Genomic DNA, 19,792 nt, shown 5'->3' with positions numbered 1-19,792 from the left:
AAGGGGAAGGTTTCGCTGCATTGTTTGGAGAATAGGCTTATTAACTATGCAATTTACAATTAAAAAAGGTTTGGATCTACCCATAACGGGAGAGCCCAAACAGGTTATTGAGGATGGCAATGCGGTTAAGTCCGTTGCGATTCTGGGGATGGATTATGTAGGCATGAAGCCTACCATGATGGTCAGTGAAGGGGATACGGTCAAGCTGGGCCAGATACTCTTTAGTGACAAGAAAAATCCTGGTGTCAATTTTACTTCACCAGGAGCGGGTGTTGTAAAAGCTATCAACCGTGGAGCCAAAAGAGTTTTACAATCTGTTGTGATTGAGCTGCAAGGAAATGCGGAAGAGTCGTTCGCTAAATACGAAGAGTCCAAGTTAAATGATTTAACAACGGAACAGGTGAAAGAAAATCTGTTGGCATCGGGACTGTGGACATCTATGCGTACACGCCCGTATGGCAAAATTCCAGCGGTCGACGGTATACCGCATTCTATTTTTGTAACTGCAATCGATACCAATCCGCTAGCGGCTGATCCTGCCGTTGTCATTAAAGCCCGCGGTAATGATTTTGCTAATGGCCTGGCGGTTATTTCCAGGCTGGCCGGTAAAACTTATGTTTGCAAGGCTACCGGTACCGATATCGCCACAGGCAATAACGCTTCAGTTGTCGTTGCCGAATTTTCCGGCCCTCACCCTGCCGGTCTGCCAAGCACCCATATTCACTTTATTGATCCTGTCAATGCGGAAAAGTTTGTCTGGCATCTGGACTATCAGGCCGTGATGGCGATTGGCGCCTTGTTTACAACTGGCAAGCTCAATGTTGAAAGGGTTGTGTCATTGGCAGGGCCAACCGTTAAGAATCCAAGACTGATCCGTACCCGGGTTGGTGCCAACACCGATGATCTGGTCGCCGGCGAACTGGACGATGCTGTTGAAAACCGCGTGATTTCCGGTTCTGTCTTATATGGGCACCGTGCCGCGGATTGGGCGGCTTATCTGGGCTATTACAATAATCAGGTTTCGGTTCTGCAAGAAGGGCGTGCCCGCGAATTATTCGGCTGGATCGTTCCCGGTAAAAACAAATATTCCGCATTGGATGTTTATACCTCAAGCGTTGATCGTAAAACCGGCCGCAAGTTTCCATTAACAACCAGTAAAAATGGCAGCAACAGAGCCATCGTTCCTGTTGGCGTTTATGAAACAGTAATGCCAATGGATATCTTATCCACGCCGCTGCTGAAAGCATTGGTAGTGGGCGATACGGACCAGGCTCAGTTATTGGGCTGCCTGGAGCTTGATGAGGAAGATGTCTCCTTATTTACTTTTGTTGATCCGGGTAAACATGACTTTGGTCCTGTGCTGAGAGCGAATTTAACTAAAATCGAGAAGGAAGGATAATGTCGGCTAGAGACTTTTTAGATAGCATAGAGCCGCATTTTACAAAAGGCGGCAGGTTAGAAAAGTATTACGGTCTCTATGAGATGGTGGATACTTTTATTTATACACCCGCTGATGTAACGCGCGGTACAACGCATGTTCGTGATGGTAACGATCTGAAACGAACCATGACTTTTGTTGTGATAGCAACATTTTTCTGTATCCTGATGGCCATGTATAACACAGGCTATCAGGCCAATTTGGCCATGGAAGCCATGGGATTGGAGAAAGCGGACAATTGGCGCAGCATCCCGATGATGATCTTCGGTTATAGCCCCTATAATCCATTGTCTAATTTGATCCATGGCGCTTTGTACTTCCTGCCTATTTATATCGTAACACTGGCGGTCGGCGGCGTTTGGGAAGTCTTGTTTGCAACTGTCCGCGGCCATGAAGTCAACGAAGGCTTTCTGGTTTCGTCAATGCTCTATGCATTGATTCTGCCGCCCGACATGCCTTGGTGGCAAGTGGGCCTGGGTATTTCATTCGGTATAGTTATCGGTAAAGAAGTATTCGGCGGAACCGGTAAAAACTTCCTGAACCCTGCGTTGACCGGTCGTGCGTTTTTGTTCTTTGCCTATCCGGCGTCTATTTCAGGCGATGCGGTCTGGGTAGCGGTTGACGGCTACACGGCGGCGACACCGTTAGGCCTTGCCGCAACAGGCGGTATGGAAGCCATTCAAGCAGCTAATTATGGCTGGTTTCAAACCTTTTTCGGTTTCATGCCGGGCTCTATGGGGGAAACATCCACGTTCGCCATTTTACTCGGCGCGGCATTCCTGCTTTATACGCGCGTAGCCTCTTACCGGATCGTGGGCGGTGTCCTTATCGGCATGGTGCTGTCTTCATTACTGTTTAATATTATTGGCAGCGAGACTAATCCGATGTTTGCGATGCCTTGGTATTGGCATTTGACATTGGGCGGTTTTGCTTTCGGAATGGTGTATATGGCAACCGATCCTGTCACTGCGGCTGTGACCGATACGGGGCGGTGGATTTTTGGTGTGCTGATTGGTGTGATGGTCGTATTGATTCGTGTCGTCAATCCTGCTTTTCCTGAAGGCATGATGCTGGCGATTCTGTTCGCCAATATGTTTGCGCCGATTATTGATTACTTTGTCGTTCAGGCAAATATTAAGAGAAGGATGAAACGTCATGCCTAACGCAGTCAAAAAATGTGAACATTACGAAAAATTCAAGGTTTACCGGGACAAGATCCTGGCTCTGCATAACGATAGTCTGGAAAAGACTATTGCTATTGCATTATCGCTGTGCTTGCTCTGCGCGGTTTTGGTTTCATTTGCGGCTGTCGCCTTGAAACCTTTGCAAATCGGCAACAAAGAACTCGACATGAAGAAAAATATTCTTGATGTGGCAGGGTTATTGGACGCTGATACCGATATCAACCAGGCTTTCGATGAGCGAATCGAGGCCAAGCTGGTCGATATTGAAACCGGTGATTATGTCGAGAATATGGATGTCGCGGCTTATGATCAACGCAAAGCGGCTAAAGATCCGGCGCAACGCCTGGCCATTCCATCGGAAAAAGATATTGCCAGCATTCGCGCCAAAGCGAAAATTGCCAAAATTTATCTGGTTAAGAAAGACGATGTTATTCAATCCATTATTCTGCCTGTGCATGGATACGGGCTATGGTCGACGATGTACGGGTTTCTTTCATTGGCGGCTGATGGTCAAACCGTACAAAGCATCAACTTCTACGATCAAGCCGAAACACCCGGGCTGGGCGGTGAAGTTGTCAATCCCAACTGGCGTGCGTTATGGAATGGCAAGAAAGTCTATTCCGAATCCGGAGAACCTGTTTTAAGGTTGATCAAAGGCGTGGTGGACACTAGTAAACCAGGCTCCGAATATCAGGTGGACGGTTTGGCTGGTGCTACCTTGACCAGTAATGGTGTAACCAATCTTATTAGATACTGGATGAGCAATGAAGGTTTTGCGCCATATTTAAATAAAGTAAGAGCTGGGGAGAATCAGTCATGAGTGCAATATTAACTAGCGAAACAAAAAAAGTATTGACCACCCCATTGGTCAACAATAACCCCATTACTTTGCAGGTTCTGGGAATTTGTTCGGCCTTGGCGGTAACGTCGCAGATGTCCACGTCGCTGATCATGGCGCTCGCGCTGACATCCGTGACAGCTTGCTCAAGTGCGGCGATCAGTGCCATCAGAAACCACATTCCAAGCAGTATCCGGATTATCGTGCAGATGATCATTATTGCGTCATTGGTAATTGTGGTCGATCAAATCCTGAAGGCCTTTGCTTATGAAATCAGCAAGCAGTTGTCTGTTTTCGTGGGTCTGATTATCACCAACTGTATCGTTATGGGGCGTGCTGAAGCCTATGCGATGAAAAATCCACCGCTGGCAAGTTTCATGGATGGTATCGGCAACGGTTTGGGTTACAGCCTGATTCTTGTTCTGGTGGCCTTTTTCAGAGAAACGCTGGGTTCGGGAAAATTATTGGGTATCGAAGTATTCCAATTGGCCAAAGATGGCGGCTGGTATGACCCTAACGGTTTGATGCTGTTGCCTCCCAGTGCGTTCTTTATCATCGGCTTGCTTATCTGGGCGATTCGACAATGGAAACCGGAACAAAATGAACAGCCGGATTTTAAAATCATGTCGATTGCTCATGGTGAAGGAGGGCATCACTAATGGAAGCATACATTAGCTTATTTATAAAAGCGGTTTTCATTGAAAACCTGGCGCTTGCATTCTTCCTGGGGATGTGTACATTCCTGGCGGTTTCCAAGAAAATTTCGACAGCTATGGGATTGGGCGTGGCGGTCATGGTGGTGCAAACCATTACGGTTCCGGCCAATAATGTCATTTACCATACATTACTAAAAGAAGATGCGCTGGCCTGGATGGGCATTACTGGCGTGGATTTGAGCTTTTTAGCCTTGTTAAGCTGTATCGGCATGATTGCCGCCCTGGTTCAAATTCTGGAAATGATTCTGGACAAGTTTTTCCCGGCCCTGTATTCGGCATTGGGTATTTTCTTGCCCTTGATTACCGTGAACTGTGCCATTCTGGGGGGCAGTTTATTCATGATAGAACGTGACTATAACCTCGGTGAGAGTGTTACCTATGGCATCGGCAGCGGTTTCGGCTGGGCATTGGCTATTACGGTAATTGCCGGTGTGCGCGAGAAACTGAAATACAGTGATATTCCGGCCGGTCTGCAAGGCTTGGGTATTACGTTTATTACTGCGGGTCTGATGTCGCTTGGCTTCATGGCTTTCTCTGGAATCCAACTATAAGAAGGTAGCATAATGCTGGAAATTGCATTAGGGATTATTATTTTCACGGTGATCGTGATTGCGCTGGTGTTTATTATCATCGGTGCAAAAAATAAACTGGTTGCCTCGGGGGATGTAGAAATTCTGATCAATGATGAAAAGAAAATTCATGTACCCGTAGGTTCAAAATTATTAACGGCACTGGCTGACAACGGCTTGTTTGTGCCCTCAGCTTGCGGCGGTGGCGGTACTTGCGCCCAATGTCGGGTAAAAGTACATTCAGGCGGCGGTGAAATTCTGCCTACCGAGACGTCGCATATTACTAAACGTGAAGCGGCTGAAGGCGAGCGTCTTTCTTGTCAGGTTACAGTTAAAAATCCTATGGAAATTGAAGTCGAAGACGATGTTTTCGGCGTCAAGAAATGGGAGTGCACGGTTAAATCCAATCACAACGTAGCGACTTTTATTAAAGAGCTGGTACTGGAATTGCCTGAAGGTGAAGAAATCAAATATCGCGCCGGCGGTTACATCCAGATTGAATGTCCTCCGCACGTGGCAAAATACAGCGATTTCAATATCGAAGAAAGATTCCACGAGGATTGGGACAAATATAACTTGTGGCGTTATGTGTCCGAGGTAAAAGAACCGGCTCTGCGCGCTTATTCAATGGCTTCTTATCCTGAGGAAAAAGAAATCATGCTGAACGTGCGTATTGCGACACCGCCTCCGGGGGCTCCCGACAGCGTGCCGCCAGGTATCATGTCCTCTTACATCTTTAACTTGAAGCCCGGTGATAAATGTATCGTTTCCGGTCCTTATGGCGAGTTCTTCGCTAAAGACACCGATGCCGAAATGGTCTTCATCGGCGGTGGCGCGGGTATGGCACCTATGCGTTCCCATATCTTCGACCAACTGCGCAGGCTGAAGTCCAAACGGAAAATGACATTCTGGTATGGTGCTCGGAGCAAGCGCGAAATGTTCTATGTGGAAGATTTCGATATGCTGGCCAGAGAAAATGATAACTTCGAATGGCATGTTGCCTTGTCGGATCCATTGCCTGAGGATAACTGGGAAGGTTATACCGGTTTCATTCACAATGTACTTTTTGAAGAGTATATCAAGAACCATCCGGCGCCAGAAGATTGTGAGTTCTACATGTGTGGGCCTCCGATCATGAACTCGTCAGTCATTAACATGCTATTGGAAAATGGCGTTGAACCAGAGAATATTTTCCTGGATGACTTCGGCGGTTAAGTAAGACCTTGTATCTCGCCCCGCAAGGCCAGTCCTTGCGGGGGCGGGTGAGCGGAATAACATGAAATTTATCAACCAGCAACGAGGAGCATGGCTTTGTCTGCTTCTCGTTTTTTTATTGTCCGCATGTGGCAATAAAGCAGAGCAGCAGCAAGAGTACCCGTTTACTTATTCAGGATTAACCGAGGGTACCAGCTTCCACATCAAAGTGAGCCGGTTGCCTGAACCGGTGCTCCCGGAACAACTAAAGAATCAAATTATGGAGGTTCTGGATCAAATAGACGGGCAAATGTCCACTTATCTAAAAGATTCGGAATTGTCCCGTTTTAATCAAAATACCTCAATTGATTGGGTGCCTGTTTCAGCTCCTTTGTTCACGGTTTTGAAAGAAGCGCAAAGAATTAGCCATTTGACTGGCGGCGCCTTTGACGTAACCGTGGGGCCACTGGTTAATCTATGGGGATTCGGTCCGGATCCGATGAAGTTTGTCGCGCCAGATAATGTATCGATACAGGAGCGATTGAACAAAACGGGCCATAACCATCTAAGTATTAAAGAGGATTTATCCGCTATAAAAAAAGCGATTCCGGAGTTATATGTGGATTTGTCGGCTATAGCAAAAGGTTATGCAGTGGATCAGGTTGGCTTATTATTGGAAAAAAACGGCATAACGGACTACATGGTCGAGATCGGCGGAGAAATAACAGTCAAGGGAAAGAATATTAACGGCGGCCCATGGCGGATAGCTATTGAGCAGCCAACCGCAGAAAAGCGGACGGTAGGGAAGGTGGTTGCCATTACCGATATTTCCATGGCGACTTCCGGCGATTACCGGAACTTTTTTGAAGTGGATGGCGTACGTTTTTCCCATACTATTGATCCAAGATCGGGGAGGCCTATAACGCATATGCTTGCATCGGTCACTATCCTGAGTAAAACGACAATGGAGGCCGATGCATTGGCAACGGCTATTATGGTGCTCGGTCCGGATGAGGGCTATACATTTGCCGAGCGAAATAACATAGCGGCATTTTTTATTATTAAAGCAGCCGAGGGCTTCGACAAAAAAAGCACGCCAGCCTTTACTCGCTATACAGAATTAAAAGGGTAATATCATGACTTATTTTTTAGTGACTTTTGTATTCATGCTTATCGTTATTGCAATAATGGCGATAGGGGTTATTTTCGGCAGACAGGCGATTAAAGGCTCATGTGGCGGCGCTAATAATGGGAATTGCGTCTGTGTTGAGAAATGTGATAAAAGAAAAAAACTGGAGGCCGAAGGGAAGGTCTAGGATAGCTGGCTTGGCATGCATTTGCCCGAGATAGGGATACGTGCAAAAACGGCAAACTCCAGATGAAATAATTAATAACAATGAGGAGTCCGTTATGTTAGCTAAAATTACTGTTGCAGATTACATGACCAAACGTTTGGTTACGTTGACCAAAGAAACCGACGTTTTTGATGCCATAAAGAAATTGTTGGCTCATAAGATTACCAGCGCTCCGGTTATTGATCAACATGACCACTTGGTAGGTATGTTTTCGGAAAAAGACGGGATGCGGGTTGTCGCGGAAAGTGCTTATAATCAAGGTATGAGCGGCAAAGTGGGCGAATATATGACGACAGATGTGATTCGCGTTGACGCGGATTCAACCATAGTCGATTTGGCGGAAAAATTTCAGCAAGTTGAAGCTCGGAGTTTTCCCGTTTTTGAAGATACTGAATTGGTGGGCATAGTCAGTCGCACTGATGTTTTAAGAGCATTGACTTCGACTGCTGAATAAGATTAGGGATTGATCTTCACTGGATGAAAAATTGCACGTTTTTTTGGCATGACTATGAAACCTTTGGAGTAGATCCGCAAAAGGACAGGCCTGTTCAGTTTGCCGGTATCCGCACCGATTATGATTTCAATATTGTAGACGATCCCTTCGTCGTTTATTGCAAACCATCGGCAGATTCACTGCCTCACCCTGATGCCTGTGTTATCACGGGAATTATTCCTCAGTTTGCCGAACAGAAAGGCGTTTGCGAGGCAGAGTTCACGCGCCTGATTCATCGGCAGTTGTCTCACCCAAATACTTGTACTGTCGGCTATAACAGTATTCGGTTTGATGATGAAGTAACACGCAATTGTCTTTACCGTAATTTTTATGATCCTTATGCACGTGAATGGCAGCATGGCAATTCACGCTGGGATCTGATCGACATCGTCAGAGCCGCAAGAGCACTGCGCCCTGAAGGCATACAATGGCCCGTTAACGAAGATGGAAGGCCCAGTTTCAGGCTGGAAGAATTAACGCAAGCAAACGGTATCGAACATTTGTCTGCACATGACGCTCTCTCTGATGTCTATGCCACTATAGCCATGGCCAAGTTAATCAGAAAAGCCCAGCCAAAACTGTATCAATTTCTGCTGAATCATCGATTTAAAGCCGAGGCGCTAAACTTGCTGCAATTCGGCAGCTTTAAGCCTGTCGTGCATATTTCGGGCAAATTTGCAGCAGTTAGGCATTGCCTCGCAGTGGTCTTACCCGTGTGTAAACACCCGACCAACAGCAACGGCATCATTGTTTATGACCTTTCTGTCGACCCTGAACCAATGCTGTCTTTATCTGTCGAAGAAATCCAGCAAAGGCTTTTTACTTCCACTGAAGATCTGCCGGAAGGCATCGAAAGAATACCTTTAAAAACAGTCCATATTAATAAATGTCCGGTATTGGCACCAGTGTCCGTTATCAGACCGAATGACGCCCAGCGGCTAGAGATCGATCTGGCCTTCTGCCATGCCAATCTCGAAAAGATCAAAACGGCAACCGATCTGGAAGCGAAACTATCGTCCGTTTTCAGTCAGGCCTATCCGGAGCGGGAAATTGACCCGGATCTGGCGCTTTACAGTGGGGGGTTTTTTCCTGATTCCGATAAACAGAAAATGGCAAAAATTAGAGCCATGCCTCCGGAGCAATTGACTCAAATAGCCTTTGAGTTTACCGATGTCCGTTTGCCTGATATGGTTTTCAGGTATCGGGCGCGTAACTATCCTGAAACACTGAGTCTTGAAGAGACGCAAAAATGGTATGAATTTTGTAGAAACCGGTTAACAGGCCTTCATGCTGGCGCCGGCATTTTGCTGGATGATTATTTTGATCGTCTGCATGCGCTGAAAAACAATAAAAATATCAATCGGGATATGCTCCAGGCACTGGAGTTATACGCTTTGGATAAAATGGATCTCTTTGGGCTTAAATTGATGCAGTGAAAAAACACTGTAAAATTCATTTTATATTCAGTTGCCTCAGGCAAGATGGGGCCGCGCTCACAAGATTGGGTTTAGAACGCGCTAACGGATGCTTGCAGCACATAGTTGGCATATAATGGGCGGTTCAGTTTTTATGTTTCCATAAGGAAGTTAATATTATGAAGAAAATTATTTTATTTATTTCAGCTTTATTGTTCTTTTTTACTTCAGTTGTCAATGCGCATGGTCCCGTGCGTCAAAAAAATAAAGAAGAAATCACCATCAATGCTCCGGCCGATAAAGTCTGGAATATCATCAAGGATTTCGGTGACATGTCCTGGCATCCAGGCATCAAAAGCGTGACGGTTGACAAAGGCAATGAGAAAGGCTCGGTTCGCGTCCTGACGTTGGCCGACGGCGGCACGATTACTGAAGAGCTGAAAAAACATGATGACAAAAAAATGTCGTACGCTTATAAAATTACCGAAATGAGTACGGCAAAAACCATTACTCATGCCGGTGCCGAAGAAAAAGTGCCTGTGCTGCCTGTTGACAACTATTCTGCTAGTATTGAGGTAAAAGGCAAAGGCGATACCTCTATTGTGACTTGGAAGGCCGCTTATTACCGCGCTTACATGAATAACAATCCGCCGGAAGAAATGAATGAAGCAGCGGCTAACACAGCCGTAACAGCTGTTTTAAAAGCCGGTCTGGACAATCTGAAAGTCCTGGCTGAAAAGTAAGGGTTATTAAAGTGTTCCGAGTGAACTATCTGGCTGTAGCGATGGCGGTCGCTACAGCCTGCTTATCAGCACAGCTTGCGGCTGAACCTTTCGCGTATATCAGTAATCAGTTGGCGGATAGCGTTTCCATTATCGATACGGAAACGGGTGCCGTAGTCGATACGATTGCCGTAGCCGGTAAACCGGCCGGCGTTGCCGTTGCATCTGGCAGTAACAGAATTTATGTCAGTGCGCCGGAAGCAAAGGGTTTTGCCGTTCTGGATGCAATAGACCGTCGGGTTATTTCCAAAGTCACAGTCGGTGACGGGGCCTTAGGGATTGCTACAGCACCTGACGGCAAGCGTATTTACGTGGCGGACTGGTATAACAACACGGTATCGGTTATCGATGCCGATAGTTTGAAAATCATGGCAACCATTGTTGTGGGACAGTCGCCGTCTGGATTAATGGTAAGCCCTGATAATCGGTGGTTGTATGTCGCGAATCGGCTCGACAATTCAGTGTCGCAGATTGATCTGGATAAACTGACAATCAGAAATACCACCAAGGTTGGAGAGCACCCTTTTGGTCTGACTGTTGACGACAAAGGCGAACGCATTTATGTCGCTAATGTCGAAAGTGACGATATAACAGTATTGGAAAACAGCCATCTTAAACGGGTCGCAACGGTAAAAGTGAACAGCCGCCCCTATGCCGCAACATTAGCCCAGGGCGACAGTCTTTTGTTTGTCACCAATCAGGATGACGGTTCGGTTTCGGTCATTGATACCGCCTCATTAAAGGAAATCGCTCTGATTGATGTCGGCGATAAGCCTGAGGGGATTTATACTCATCCGGACGATCGTCATGTTTATGTGGCCAACTGGTTTGACAATAATGTTTCCGTGATTGACGCGCAAACGTTGGAAGTCGTTAATACGATCCAGACCGGGGAGGGCAGTCGTGCATTCGGGCAGTTTATCGCCAGGTAAAGTTGTTGGTTTGTAATAAACGTCAGCGGGTCGCCGAGCTGTTATTAGACGTGGAAGTTCAGTTGCGCCGATTAAATTATTGGCAGGTGACAGCTCCTTCAATTGAGGCGCTTTCGAGCGGGTTGCCTTTTAGTTGCGATACCTTGACATTTCCTCAATGGCTGCAATTTATATTCCTGCCGAAAATGCACAATTTGATTGAATGCTCGGCCCCGTTGCCGACAGCTTGCGCCATAACACCTTATGCGAAAGAATATTTCAAGCGAACCGATGATGGCATACAAACCTTGTTGGCGCATTTGAATGAAATTGATACACTGCTCACCGATTTATAATAACGCGGAGCTTATATGGCTGAAACTGTAGATGAATTGACGGTAACGTACGAGGAAGGCGGTATCGAAACCGTCAAGGAACTGGATAAAAAAGTACTGACTAAAGGTGCCTGGGCTACGGTAATGTACCGTTACCGGGACTGGGACCGTGCTAAAGAGGCATACGGCCCTGATAAATATACCATCCGCCGTTATCAAAAACGTAATGGCGAATACCAGCAAAAATCAAAATTCAATATTTCCAGCAAGGAGCAGGCGAAAAGCATTATCGCGGCGCTGGAAGAGTGGGTGGAAAAAGAATAGTTTTAGGATGACCTGTTGTCGTCTTATTGAATATCAATCCAGCCATTCAATAATATGATCTTCGAGGTCATCAACTTCCGATTCCTTCATCGCATAACTGCTGATTGAAACGCCTGCTTCCTGTACGCTGTCGGGATTTCCCGACACCAGAGGATGCCAGGCGGGAAGCTCTTTACCATCGGTAAGCAGACGGTAGGCGCAGGTTGAAGGCAGCCAGTTGTATTCAGCAAAATCATGTTGTTTTAAATCGATGCATTCGGGCACGATAGTGCAGCGCTCGGCATAGCGTGTGCATCGGCAGGTCTCCAGGTCGATCAAGTCACAGACGGCACTGGTAAAGTAAATTTCGCCGGTATCTTCATCTTCCAGCTTGTTCAGACAGCATTTGCCGCAGTTGTCGCATAATGACTCCCATTCTTCGGTTGTCATTTCAGCCAGTGTTTTGGTTTTCCAAAAGCTCATAAACGGATTCTCTCCATTAAATAGCACAAACAGTCTTGCCTGATCACGCGTTCGTCCAACGTCAGCATGGACGGCATGATGTTGTGCCGGTTTATCAGCAAATTGCCGTTTTGAATGGAAAAATAATCATCAGTGACATTATTGCCGCACTCATCCTGAGCGATGATCGGCATCAGCGAGTCATACTTGGACGTTCCCCAGACGGTACCGGCCGGGATCTCGGTGAAATTCATGCGCTCAAGGTCTTCATTCAATAACAGGTCGGCATCGGCCTGGTTAAAACTGAAGCTTATTTTTTCATGCACTTTGACCTGGGCAACCGTATGAAAAAGATCAATATCCTGATGTTGAACCTGATGCTGGGGCAATGCGGTCAGGTGCAGGCAACTGCTGAGGTACTCCAGGACATGTTCGACGCCATAATGTTGGCCGGGCCGGCCGCATTCCAGGGTAACGGCCGGGCATATCTCGGCGAATGCAGCCGATTGTACGCCTTTAGGACGGATAAAGTAGACAATCAGGCGGCCGAATAAGGACGCCAGTTGCAGAAACTGGTTTTCCAGTTTGTTAATGCAGGCGTAATGCGGATTCAATCCGGTATTATTGTGCACATCGACGCTGGCAAAAACATGGCGCTTTTTCATGATTGACACAATTTCCCGCGCCATTTCGGTTTCCGCGCAATTCGGCAGCTCGGTGCCGGGCCAGATGCGATTGTAATCGGGCTGGTTATCGAGTCTTCTTAGATTCTTGCTCGCAGCGCTGACATTGCCGAAAAAGATAGACAATGAGCGAGGTAGTGGCTGGCTTTGATATTTTTTAAGCAGTAATTGCAGCGATAGCAGTCCTGTCGGTTCATTGCCATGCAGTAATACCGAAACAAACAGCGGCTCTGCCTGCCTGCCCGGTAAATGGATCAGGGTCGGGCCAGGCAATATCCGCTGCAGGTTTCCCGGGGTGGCTTCCAACAGGCCGTCAGGTAAATAATCGATCTGGTTAAGGCTCAATATGTTCACGCCATTGTCCATGTGCTGACAGGATTGCCGATAACTTGGTTGTTAAGATAATGTCGGGTCATATCGGTGAAATCATGGTTGTGTTCATTGATGTATTGACGCTGCCATTGGCAGCCGTTTTGTTTATTATCGATACGTTGCCGGATAATATCCAGGTAATAGTCAATATCCGCGTGACAAACGCCCAAGGATTCCAAGCCTGAAATCGCTTCAGGCAAGAGTTCGGTCAAAAGCAAATGCGGCAGGCGCTGCTTTCTGCCGTCGAACCAAATGATACTGCCTTCCAGGCCGTAACGTGCGGCCTGGTAAAAATTATCCTTGGCCTGGGCGAACGGCAGCAGTTGACCCTTGGTCATGATCTCATCACATAGGCTTTTTGCCAAGCCGTAGTAAAAGGCTGCGTTGGCAATCGAATCGATCACGCTGGGGCCTGCGGCGGGCGTTCTGTGTTCTACCCGGATGTGAGGCGTGCCGTCTTCATCAAAGCCGACTAATGGTCTGTTCCAACGCCAAATGGTTCCGTTATGCAGGCGCAAATGCCCGAAGGCTTCGATAGCGGAGTTTTGCTCGACCGGCAACAAGACCGGAAAATGATCGAGATTTTCCTGAAAACATTCCATGATGGAATGTCTGACATAGCCGGATCCGAAGCTAACGCGTCTGACCGGTCCTTGCGAGGCGCCAAAATAGCCTCCGGATTCAACAGCCTGCTCGAACAGGGGGATTCTCGATTCATGCCAGAGTTCCTTGCCGAACAGGAAAGGGGCATTAGCGCATAAGGCGACCATAGGGGCCGATGCGATGATCGAGGCATTATAAAAATGGTGGGCCATTTTTAGCGGCAGTTGGATATGCAGTTGAAAAGACGTGGTCGCCGATTCAAGCATGACGTCGTCATGTTCGAATTTCAGATGTTCCATACCAGTGATATCAATACGTATCGGTTTGCCGCGCGAATGCAGGACCTGTTCATTCAAGGCGCGGTATCGGTTCATATTTGACATGTTGTTCAGGTTCAAATCTGACGGCTTCAGGGTCGGCAGGATGCCAATCATAAGAACATTGCTGTCCAGGGTCTGCGCGTGCTGATGCGCTACATTCCAAGTGTCCTGCAACTGTTCGTGCAGGCGGCTGAAAACGTCGTTCGTCAGCGGAGTAGGCGTACTGTTGAATTCTATATTGAATTTGGCCAGCTCCGCTGACGCCAGCGGGTGGTTAAGCGTAGTCAAATAATATTCATTAATCGGCGACGGACGCATGCTTTGGTCGATCAGCCAGGCTTCTATTTCAAAACCGGCCACAGGTTGACGAGTTGAGCAGGCGTTCTGTTCAATCAGCTGGTTGAGCAGATTCGTCTCTTGCTTGAGTTTTTGATAAAAACATTCAAAATCGCTTTCATCAAATTGCGATAAAGAGATTTCTTGGCCCATGATTGCACCCAATTTGGCAAAGTTGTGTCATCATACGGCCGTTCAGAAGCCGCCGTCAACGCTATTGGTGTCAGATGCAACATGTGTGCTTGGCCTAAAATTCCAGCAGTTCCCATACCGGTTTGATGGCTGAAGGCAAGGGCGCCAGCCGGCCTAATTCAACCCATTGATTTTCGGGATTGTGAAAGTCAGAGCCTTTTGAACCGGCCAGACCAAAACTAGCAGCGTAACCAGCGATCAACTTAATTTCATCGGCGTTAATCCTGCTTGTCACAACCTCAATGCCTTGCCCGCCTGCTTCCTTGAAAGCAGTAAGCAGCCGTTTCATCCAGTTGGCTGTCAGTTTGTAGCGCAGCGGATGAGCCAAAACGGCAACCCCGCCGGATTCGGTAATCCACTTGATTGCCAGGCTCATCTCGGCCCACGACGTCGATACATAAGCCGGTTTGCCCTGGCCCAGATAACGGTCGAACGCTTCCTGCTGAGTGGATACATGATGCTGTGACAGTAGAAAATCGGCAAAATGCGTGCGCGTGATCATGCCATCCCCGGCTGCGTGCTTGACCGCCTCCAGTGCGCCGGGAATGCGTTTTTTCTCGAGTTTATGAGCGATTTTTTCAGCACGTTCCACCCGGACGGTTTGCAGGTCTTGTGTGGCTTGAGCCAAGGGCGGGTAATCGGGGTTGATTCCCAGACCGACGATATGAAAACACTTATCATGCCAACTGACGGAAAGTTCTATGCCGGGTATCAGCCTGATGCCTTTTGCTGTGGCGGCAGTCCGTGCCTCAGCGAGGCCGGTCGTTGTATCATGATCGGTTAAAGCCATTGAGGTAACGCCTTGCTCATGTGCGCGTGTTACTAATTCCGTAGGCGATAATGCACCGTCGGAAGCTGTTGAATGACAGTGCAAATCGTATATTTCAGCCATGATTATTGATAGTCTCCGTAAAGTTTGGCATAAAGACCCTTTTGGTTAATTAAAGTTTCATGCCGACCTTGCTCACAAATTCTGCCGCCTTCAAAGACATAGACATGATCGGCTTGTTTTACGGCGCTCAGGCGGTGCGCGATAATGATGGTCGTTCGACCTTTCAGGAACTCGGAAAGCGCCCGGTGCAGTTTGTGTTCCGTTTCGCTGTCCAGCGCGGAAGTGGCTTCATCGAGTATGACGATTTTGGGTTTGGCAACTACCATCCTGGCAATGGCCATGCGCTGTCGCTGGCCGCCCGAAAGTCTCATGCCATGACGGCCGACTACCGTATCCAATCCGTTTTCCAGGGCGCCGACCGTGTCTTTTAATTGCGCGATTGCCAATGCATTCCATAATTCGGCATCAGCGGCCGGTCTGCCCAGCGTGAGGTTGGCGCGAATGGTATCGTTAAACAGAATGGGTTGTTGCAGCACGGTCACGACATTTTCCCGAACAACTTCAAGACCGATACGGTCAATGGCAACATCGTCAAAATAAATCTGGCCACTGCTGGGCGGATAGAGACCGATGATCGTTTGTATCAGCGTGGACTTGCCGCCGCCGCTGGCGCCGACCAATGCAACTTTCTCGCCGGCTTTGATTTCCAGATGGATGCCGTTCAGTATTGGCTCCTCGGCGTAACTGAAGTGCAGATTGTCGACACGTATGGAAACGGCTTTCTTGTTCAGGAAAGGATTCTCCAGGTGGGGATAATAGGGTTCCTGCTTCAGTTCATTCAGACGGTTGATGCGCCTTAAGGCCGCTTTGGCCGCATAAAAGGCATATTGAATGTTCAGGACCTCCTGAACCGGCGCCATCATGAACCAGAGGTAACCGAACACGGCGAGCATCTGGCCTATGCTGAGGTCGGAATAAAAGACCATGAGCATGGCGCTGGCCCGAAAAATATCGAAGCCGAACAGAAACACCAGAAAGCTCATGCGTCCGGCCGCATCGCTTTTCCAGGCAAAAGTCGTTGAGTAATCCTTCACCGATCGGGCGGATTCGATCAGTTGCCGGCAGTAATGCTTCTCGCGATTGCTGGCACGTATTTGATGAATCGCTTCCAGCGTTTCGGTTAACGATTGCTGAAAGATTTCGTAAGCTGAGTTTTCCTTGGCTTTAAGATCCTTGACGCGCGAGCCGATGACGCGCGTGAAATAAATCACGACTGGATTTAACAATAAGATAAACAAGCCCAGTTGCCAGTGCATCCATAATAAAACGACGGCGGTGCCGATAATGGTCAGGCCGGCTATCAGCAACTTGCTGACGGTAGAGCCGATAAACGTGTCGATCGTATCAAGGTCAGTCACCAGGTGCGTCACCACGGTACCGGTCCCGAGGCTTTCATATTCGGACATGGAAATCGTTTGTAGCCGCCCGATCAGGTTTTTACGGATACGAAAGATGATGTCCTTGGAGATGAAGGAGAACTGACGAGCCTGGATAATGTTAAAAATGATTGCGATAATACGCAGCAACAAGCTGGCAAGTAACACAACCGCAATGTAAAGAATAGGTGTTTGCCATTGAGCCGGGGCCAGCGAATTGATAATTTCAATGGTTATACCAGGCTTATTCAGCAAAACCTCATCGACCAGCAGCGGCATTAACAAAGGGACTGGTACGCTGGCGATTGTCGCCAGAATTGCGATCAGATGCGCATGGATCAGCTGCTTTTTATGCTTTAAAACGATTTGATAGATATAATCCCAGCCGTAAGATTGTGAGGCCTGCTTTGAGGGATACTTTATTTGCACGATAGAATTGGGATGTTTTCTGTGGACTTTTCATTATATCGGTCTGAAACATCTTTAGGAAAATAAATAAAAACCGTTGTAAAAATATGAATAAGAAATACTGGTGTGGCAATTTGTTGTTAATGTGTCTGTTTGTTTTGCCGGCTGCCGTGTCAGGAAATACGCTGGAGCGGCAACGAACTGATTTTCTACAGGCGGAAAAACTGATTGCCCAGAGAAAGGACCAGGCATTTTTGAATATCAGTCAGTCGTTAACAGGCTATCCGCTGTATTCGTATCTACAATACCAATGGTTAAACAATAACTTGCATGAGACAAGCAGGGTCTTGATGTTTCTGTCGGAGCATAAGGATACGCGTTATAGCAGCTTGTTAAGATCGCAATGGTTGAGTTTTCTGGCTCGGAATGAACGCTGGTATGAATTTCTTCAACATTATCGGGCTACCGGCAACAGCGCCCTGGAATGTCAGTTTTATTGGGCTCAATATCAAACGGGCAATAAGCAACCGGCATTGAATGAAGCAAAGCGCTTATGGACGGTAGGGTATTCGCGGCCTGAAGAGTGTGATGCATTGATATCGGCGTTGATTGCGTCGCCTATGTTTACGCAGGATCTAATCTGGCAACGTCTTGAGTTGGCATTAAAGAAGGATAATGTCCGACTCGCCGAATATTTAAAAGGTTTATTAAGTGAGAAACACCAGGCTGCTGCCGATGTTTGGCTGCGGATTCATAAAACCCCTGCCTTAATCAAGGATACTAGTGTGTGGATCAACCCCGACCAACAAGGTGGGCGGATATTCGCGCATGGCATCGACAGAATGGCCAAAACAGATCTGGAATCGGCAATCCAAATCTGGGATGGCAAGAAACGTCATTTTCCTATCGATACGGTAACGGACCAACGGATCGAGAAAAGGCTTGCACTGGCCCTGGCATTCAAAAAGGATAAAAGAGCTTATCAGCGTCTGAATCGCCTGATTAATGCGGACACAGTAGTCAGGGAGTGGAAAGTCAGAGCCGCTTTACTGGAACAAAATTGGCGTCATATTGCCGATGCGTTGGCCGGTTTGACGGATCAGGAGCGTCTGGAGCCGCGATGGCGGTACTGGCAGGCTCGAGCGCTGGCAGAGAATGGCGATATACTGCAGGCGCGGAATATTTATAATAGTCTCGCCCAGGATCGGGGGTTTTATGGATTTCTAGCCGCGGATATTGTCGACAAGCCTTATTATTTAGCGGACAAGCCTGTTCTTGTGGCGGAAAGGGAACTGGCGGCACTGGCCGAGGAAAATGATTTTAAGATGGTCCGTGAGCTCAGATTTTTTAACCGGGAACAGGAGGCGCGTCGGCAATGGTGGTTTGCAGTCAATAAACTCAGCAAGGAGCGGCTGATGACAGCGGCCAAATTGGCTCAGCAATGGCAATGGGATCAGGTGGCCATTTTTACATTAGCCAAGTCTGAGTACTGGGATGATATGGGGTTGCGATTTCCGGTTAATTATTTAAACGAGGTCAGCAATAATGCGTATAGACATAATCTTGACCCGGCGGTAATTTTTGGCCTGATTCGCCAGGAGAGCGTGTTTGACAGTCACGCCAAGTCACCGGTCGGCGCCAGGGGGCTCATGCAAATCATGCCGAAAACGGGCCAGCAAATTGCGCGGGAACTCCATGAAAAATGGCAGTCTGAAGCCAGTCTGTTTAATCCGGATATCAATGTTAAATACGGCACTTTTTATTATAAGAAATTACTCAATCGTTTTAACGGACATTTCGCCCTGGCAACCGCCGCTTATAATGCCGGGCCTGGGCGGGTAGGGCAATGGTTGCCCAATGAAACCGTGCCGGCGGACATATGGATAGAAACCATCCCGTTTAAGGAAACCCGTAAATATGTATCAGCCGTTTTTTCTTACATTATGATTTATCAGGAGCGCATGCATAGGAAGGCGCTCAGAATAAAAGATTTTATGCTGGATGTGCTACCCGGCTAAAAATTGAGCTGATTTTTTTTAGTGTCTGTAAGATAATGGGCGTTTGGTGTAAGAATAATTAAATTAGGTACATAAATATTATGGAGAAACAGCATAGTTTTACGCGCGAAGAATTGTTGAAGTCCGGTAGAGGGGAGCTATACGGGCCGAAAAATGCGCAATTGCCTCTTCCAAATATGCTAATGATGGACCGGATTACCCATATATCGGATGAAGGCGGCGCTTACGGGAAAGGCGAAATTATTGCTGAATTGGATATCACTCCTGATTTATGGTTTTTTGCTTGTCATTTTCAAGGCGATCCAGTGATGCCGGGTTGTTTGGGCTTGGATGCCATGTGGCAACTGGTGGGGTTCTATTTATGCTGGATGGGCGGTCCAGGTAAAGGACGGGCTTTGGGGGTCGGTGAAGTTAAATTTACTGGGCAAGTTTTACCAACCGCTAAAAAAGTCACTTACCGGATCAATTTAAAAAGAGTCATAATGCGTAAGCTGGTGATGGGGATCGCTGATGCCACTATGGAAGTTGACGGTAAAGTAATATATGAAGCTACCGATTTAAGGGTTGGTTTATTTACTTCTACAGAAGATTTCTAGG

General features: G+C 47.4%; 21 protein-coding genes. 16 read left to right on the top strand and 5 right to left on the bottom strand.

The window, feature by feature from the left end:
• The first annotated feature begins 46 nt into the window (after positions 1-46).
• The 14 genes from METMA_RS0100625 (at position 47) to METMA_RS0100560 (ending at position 11,554) form a co-directional block, all read left to right on the top strand.
• Positions 47-1,399 (top strand): Na(+)-translocating NADH-quinone reductase subunit A, encoded by a 1,353-nt coding sequence (locus tag METMA_RS0100625; protein WP_020157114.1) that lies wholly within the window; start codon positions 47-49, stop codon positions 1,397-1,399.
• Positions 1,399-2,601: an NADH:ubiquinone reductase (Na(+)-transporting) subunit B gene (locus METMA_RS0100620; RefSeq protein ID WP_020157113.1), complete on the top strand. Its 1,203-nt coding sequence runs from the start codon at positions 1,399-1,401 to the stop codon at positions 2,599-2,601. The genes METMA_RS0100625 and METMA_RS0100620 overlap by 1 nt, the downstream gene beginning before the upstream one ends.
• Positions 2,594-3,442 carry a Na(+)-translocating NADH-quinone reductase subunit C gene (locus METMA_RS0100615; RefSeq protein ID WP_020157112.1) on the top strand — a complete coding sequence of 283 codons (849 nt, stop codon included), beginning with the start codon at positions 2,594-2,596 and terminating at the stop codon, positions 3,440-3,442. Before METMA_RS0100620 ends, METMA_RS0100615 begins: the two co-directional genes overlap by 8 nt.
• On the top strand, positions 3,439-4,119 hold the full coding sequence (locus tag METMA_RS0100610; protein WP_020157111.1) for an NADH:ubiquinone reductase (Na(+)-transporting) subunit D: 681 nt from the start codon (positions 3,439-3,441) through the stop codon (positions 4,117-4,119). Before METMA_RS0100615 ends, METMA_RS0100610 begins: the two co-directional genes overlap by 4 nt.
• A complete protein-coding gene (gene nqrE / locus METMA_RS0100605) occupies positions 4,119-4,727 on the top strand; it encodes an NADH:ubiquinone reductase (Na(+)-transporting) subunit E (protein WP_020157110.1) in 609 nt (202 codons plus the stop codon). Before METMA_RS0100610 ends, nqrE begins: the two co-directional genes overlap by 1 nt.
• 12 nt (positions 4,728-4,739) lie before the next feature.
• Positions 4,740-5,960 carry an NADH:ubiquinone reductase (Na(+)-transporting) subunit F gene (gene nqrF / locus METMA_RS0100600; protein WP_020157109.1) on the top strand — a complete coding sequence of 407 codons (1,221 nt, stop codon included), beginning with the start codon at positions 4,740-4,742 and terminating at the stop codon, positions 5,958-5,960.
• 61 nt (positions 5,961-6,021) lie between these two features.
• A complete protein-coding gene (locus METMA_RS0100595) occupies positions 6,022-7,071 on the top strand; it encodes an FAD:protein FMN transferase (RefSeq protein ID WP_020157108.1) in 1,050 nt (349 codons plus the stop codon).
• 4 nt (positions 7,072-7,075) lie between these two features.
• Entirely contained in the window at positions 7,076-7,255 is a 180-nt protein-coding gene (gene nqrM, locus METMA_RS0100590; RefSeq protein WP_020157107.1) for a (Na+)-NQR maturation NqrM, read from the top strand.
• Positions 7,256-7,349: 94 nt separating this feature from the next.
• A complete protein-coding gene (locus METMA_RS0100585; protein WP_020157106.1) occupies positions 7,350-7,748 on the top strand; it encodes a CBS domain-containing protein in 399 nt (132 codons plus the stop codon).
• A gap of 23 nt (positions 7,749-7,771) precedes the next feature.
• Positions 7,772-9,223 carry an exodeoxyribonuclease I gene (gene sbcB / locus METMA_RS0100580; RefSeq protein WP_020157105.1) on the top strand — a complete coding sequence of 484 codons (1,452 nt, stop codon included), beginning with the start codon at positions 7,772-7,774 and terminating at the stop codon, positions 9,221-9,223.
• Positions 9,224-9,381: 158 nt separating this feature from the next.
• Positions 9,382-9,945: an SRPBCC family protein gene (locus tag METMA_RS0100575; protein WP_020157104.1), complete on the top strand. Its 564-nt coding sequence runs from the start codon at positions 9,382-9,384 to the stop codon at positions 9,943-9,945.
• A 20-nt stretch (positions 9,946-9,965) separates the two neighbouring features.
• Positions 9,966-10,916 (top strand): YVTN family beta-propeller repeat protein, encoded by a 951-nt coding sequence (locus tag METMA_RS0100570; protein WP_027146919.1) that lies wholly within the window; start codon positions 9,966-9,968, stop codon positions 10,914-10,916.
• A 5-nt stretch (positions 10,917-10,921) separates the two neighbouring features.
• A complete protein-coding gene (locus METMA_RS0100565; protein WP_020157102.1) occupies positions 10,922-11,251 on the top strand; it encodes a YqcC family protein in 330 nt (109 codons plus the stop codon).
• A 15-nt stretch (positions 11,252-11,266) separates the two neighbouring features.
• Positions 11,267-11,554 carry a hypothetical protein gene (locus METMA_RS0100560; RefSeq protein WP_020157101.1) on the top strand — a complete coding sequence of 96 codons (288 nt, stop codon included), beginning with the start codon at positions 11,267-11,269 and terminating at the stop codon, positions 11,552-11,554.
• Positions 11,555-11,587: 33 nt separating this feature from the next.
• On the opposite strand, the gene METMA_RS0100555 is transcribed toward METMA_RS0100560, so the two are convergent.
• The 5 genes from METMA_RS0100555 to METMA_RS0100535 all read right to left on the bottom strand — a co-directional run bounded on the left by METMA_RS0100555 (position 11,588) and on the right by METMA_RS0100535 (position 17,198).
• A complete protein-coding gene (locus METMA_RS0100555) occupies positions 11,588-12,016 on the bottom strand; it encodes a YcgN family cysteine cluster protein (protein WP_020157100.1) in 429 nt (142 codons plus the stop codon).
• Complete coding sequence (locus METMA_RS0100550; RefSeq protein ID WP_232216297.1) at positions 12,013-13,032, bottom strand: M14 family metallopeptidase; 1,020 nt, start codon at positions 13,030-13,032, stop codon at positions 12,013-12,015. Before METMA_RS0100550 ends, METMA_RS0100555 begins: the two co-directional genes overlap by 4 nt.
• On the bottom strand, positions 13,029-14,462 hold the full coding sequence (locus METMA_RS0100545; RefSeq protein WP_020157098.1) for a hypothetical protein: 1,434 nt from the start codon (positions 14,460-14,462) through the stop codon (positions 13,029-13,031). The genes METMA_RS0100550 and METMA_RS0100545 overlap by 4 nt, the downstream gene beginning before the upstream one ends.
• A gap of 94 nt (positions 14,463-14,556) precedes the next feature.
• Positions 14,557-15,393 carry a PHP domain-containing protein gene (locus METMA_RS0100540; RefSeq protein WP_027146917.1) on the bottom strand — a complete coding sequence of 279 codons (837 nt, stop codon included), beginning with the start codon at positions 15,391-15,393 and terminating at the stop codon, positions 14,557-14,559.
• 2 nt (positions 15,394-15,395) lie between these two features.
• On the bottom strand, positions 15,396-17,198 hold the full coding sequence (locus METMA_RS0100535; RefSeq protein WP_020157096.1) for an ABC transporter ATP-binding protein: 1,803 nt from the start codon (positions 17,196-17,198) through the stop codon (positions 15,396-15,398).
• A gap of 122 nt (positions 17,199-17,320) precedes the next feature.
• Between METMA_RS0100535 and METMA_RS0100530 the strand changes: the two genes are divergently transcribed.
• Positions 17,321-19,195 carry a transglycosylase SLT domain-containing protein gene (locus tag METMA_RS0100530; protein ID WP_020157095.1) on the top strand — a complete coding sequence of 625 codons (1,875 nt, stop codon included), beginning with the start codon at positions 17,321-17,323 and terminating at the stop codon, positions 19,193-19,195.
• An 80-nt stretch (positions 19,196-19,275) separates the two neighbouring features.
• Positions 19,276-19,791, top strand: a complete 516-nt coding sequence (fabA, locus tag METMA_RS0100525) for a 3-hydroxyacyl-[acyl-carrier-protein] dehydratase FabA (protein WP_020157094.1) — start codon at positions 19,276-19,278, stop codon at positions 19,789-19,791.
• Position 19,792: the final 1 nt, after the last annotated feature.

Source organism: Methylobacter marinus A45 (assembly GCF_000383855.1).
GTDB classification, from domain to species: domain Bacteria; phylum Pseudomonadota; class Gammaproteobacteria; order Methylococcales; family Methylomonadaceae; genus Methylobacter; species Methylobacter marinus.
The sequence above is the reverse complement of the archived record's forward strand: the minus strand, read 5'-3'. Positions and strand labels throughout refer to the sequence as shown.

Excerpts from the sequence above, each read along its gene's own strand:
- nqrE (WP_020157110.1), top strand. The coding sequence starts at position 4,119 with ATGGAAGCATACATTAGCTTATTTATAAAAGCGGTTTTCATTGAAAAC.
- METMA_RS0100530 (WP_020157095.1), top strand. The coding sequence starts at position 17,321 with ATGTGTCTGTTTGTTTTGCCGGCTGCCGTGTCAGGAAATACGCTGGAG.
- METMA_RS0100615 (WP_020157112.1), top strand. The coding sequence starts at position 2,594 with ATGCCTAACGCAGTCAAAAAATGTGAACATTACGAAAAATTCAAGGTT.
- METMA_RS0100595 (WP_020157108.1), top strand. The coding sequence starts at position 6,022 with ATGAAATTTATCAACCAGCAACGAGGAGCATGGCTTTGTCTGCTTCTC.
- METMA_RS0100620 (WP_020157113.1), top strand. The coding sequence starts at position 1,399 with ATGTCGGCTAGAGACTTTTTAGATAGCATAGAGCCGCATTTTACAAAA.
- METMA_RS0100610 (WP_020157111.1), top strand. The coding sequence starts at position 3,439 with ATGAGTGCAATATTAACTAGCGAAACAAAAAAAGTATTGACCACCCCA.
- METMA_RS0100560 (WP_020157101.1), top strand. The coding sequence starts at position 11,267 with ATGGCTGAAACTGTAGATGAATTGACGGTAACGTACGAGGAAGGCGGT.
- METMA_RS0100625 (WP_020157114.1), top strand. The coding sequence starts at position 47 with ATGCAATTTACAATTAAAAAAGGTTTGGATCTACCCATAACGGGAGAG.
- METMA_RS0100545 (WP_020157098.1), bottom strand. The coding sequence starts at position 14,462 with ATGGGCCAAGAAATCTCTTTATCGCAATTTGATGAAAGCGATTTTGAA.
- METMA_RS0100555 (WP_020157100.1), bottom strand. The coding sequence starts at position 12,016 with ATGAGCTTTTGGAAAACCAAAACACTGGCTGAAATGACAACCGAAGAA.
- nqrF (WP_020157109.1), top strand. The coding sequence starts at position 4,740 with ATGCTGGAAATTGCATTAGGGATTATTATTTTCACGGTGATCGTGATT.
- nqrM (WP_020157107.1), top strand. The coding sequence starts at position 7,076 with ATGACTTATTTTTTAGTGACTTTTGTATTCATGCTTATCGTTATTGCA.
- fabA (WP_020157094.1), top strand. The coding sequence starts at position 19,276 with ATGGAGAAACAGCATAGTTTTACGCGCGAAGAATTGTTGAAGTCCGGT.
- METMA_RS0100575 (WP_020157104.1), top strand. The coding sequence starts at position 9,382 with ATGAAGAAAATTATTTTATTTATTTCAGCTTTATTGTTCTTTTTTACT.
- METMA_RS0100540 (WP_027146917.1), bottom strand. The coding sequence starts at position 15,393 with ATGGCTGAAATATACGATTTGCACTGTCATTCAACAGCTTCCGACGGT.
- METMA_RS0100585 (WP_020157106.1), top strand. The coding sequence starts at position 7,350 with ATGTTAGCTAAAATTACTGTTGCAGATTACATGACCAAACGTTTGGTT.
- sbcB (WP_020157105.1), top strand. The coding sequence starts at position 7,772 with ATGAAAAATTGCACGTTTTTTTGGCATGACTATGAAACCTTTGGAGTA.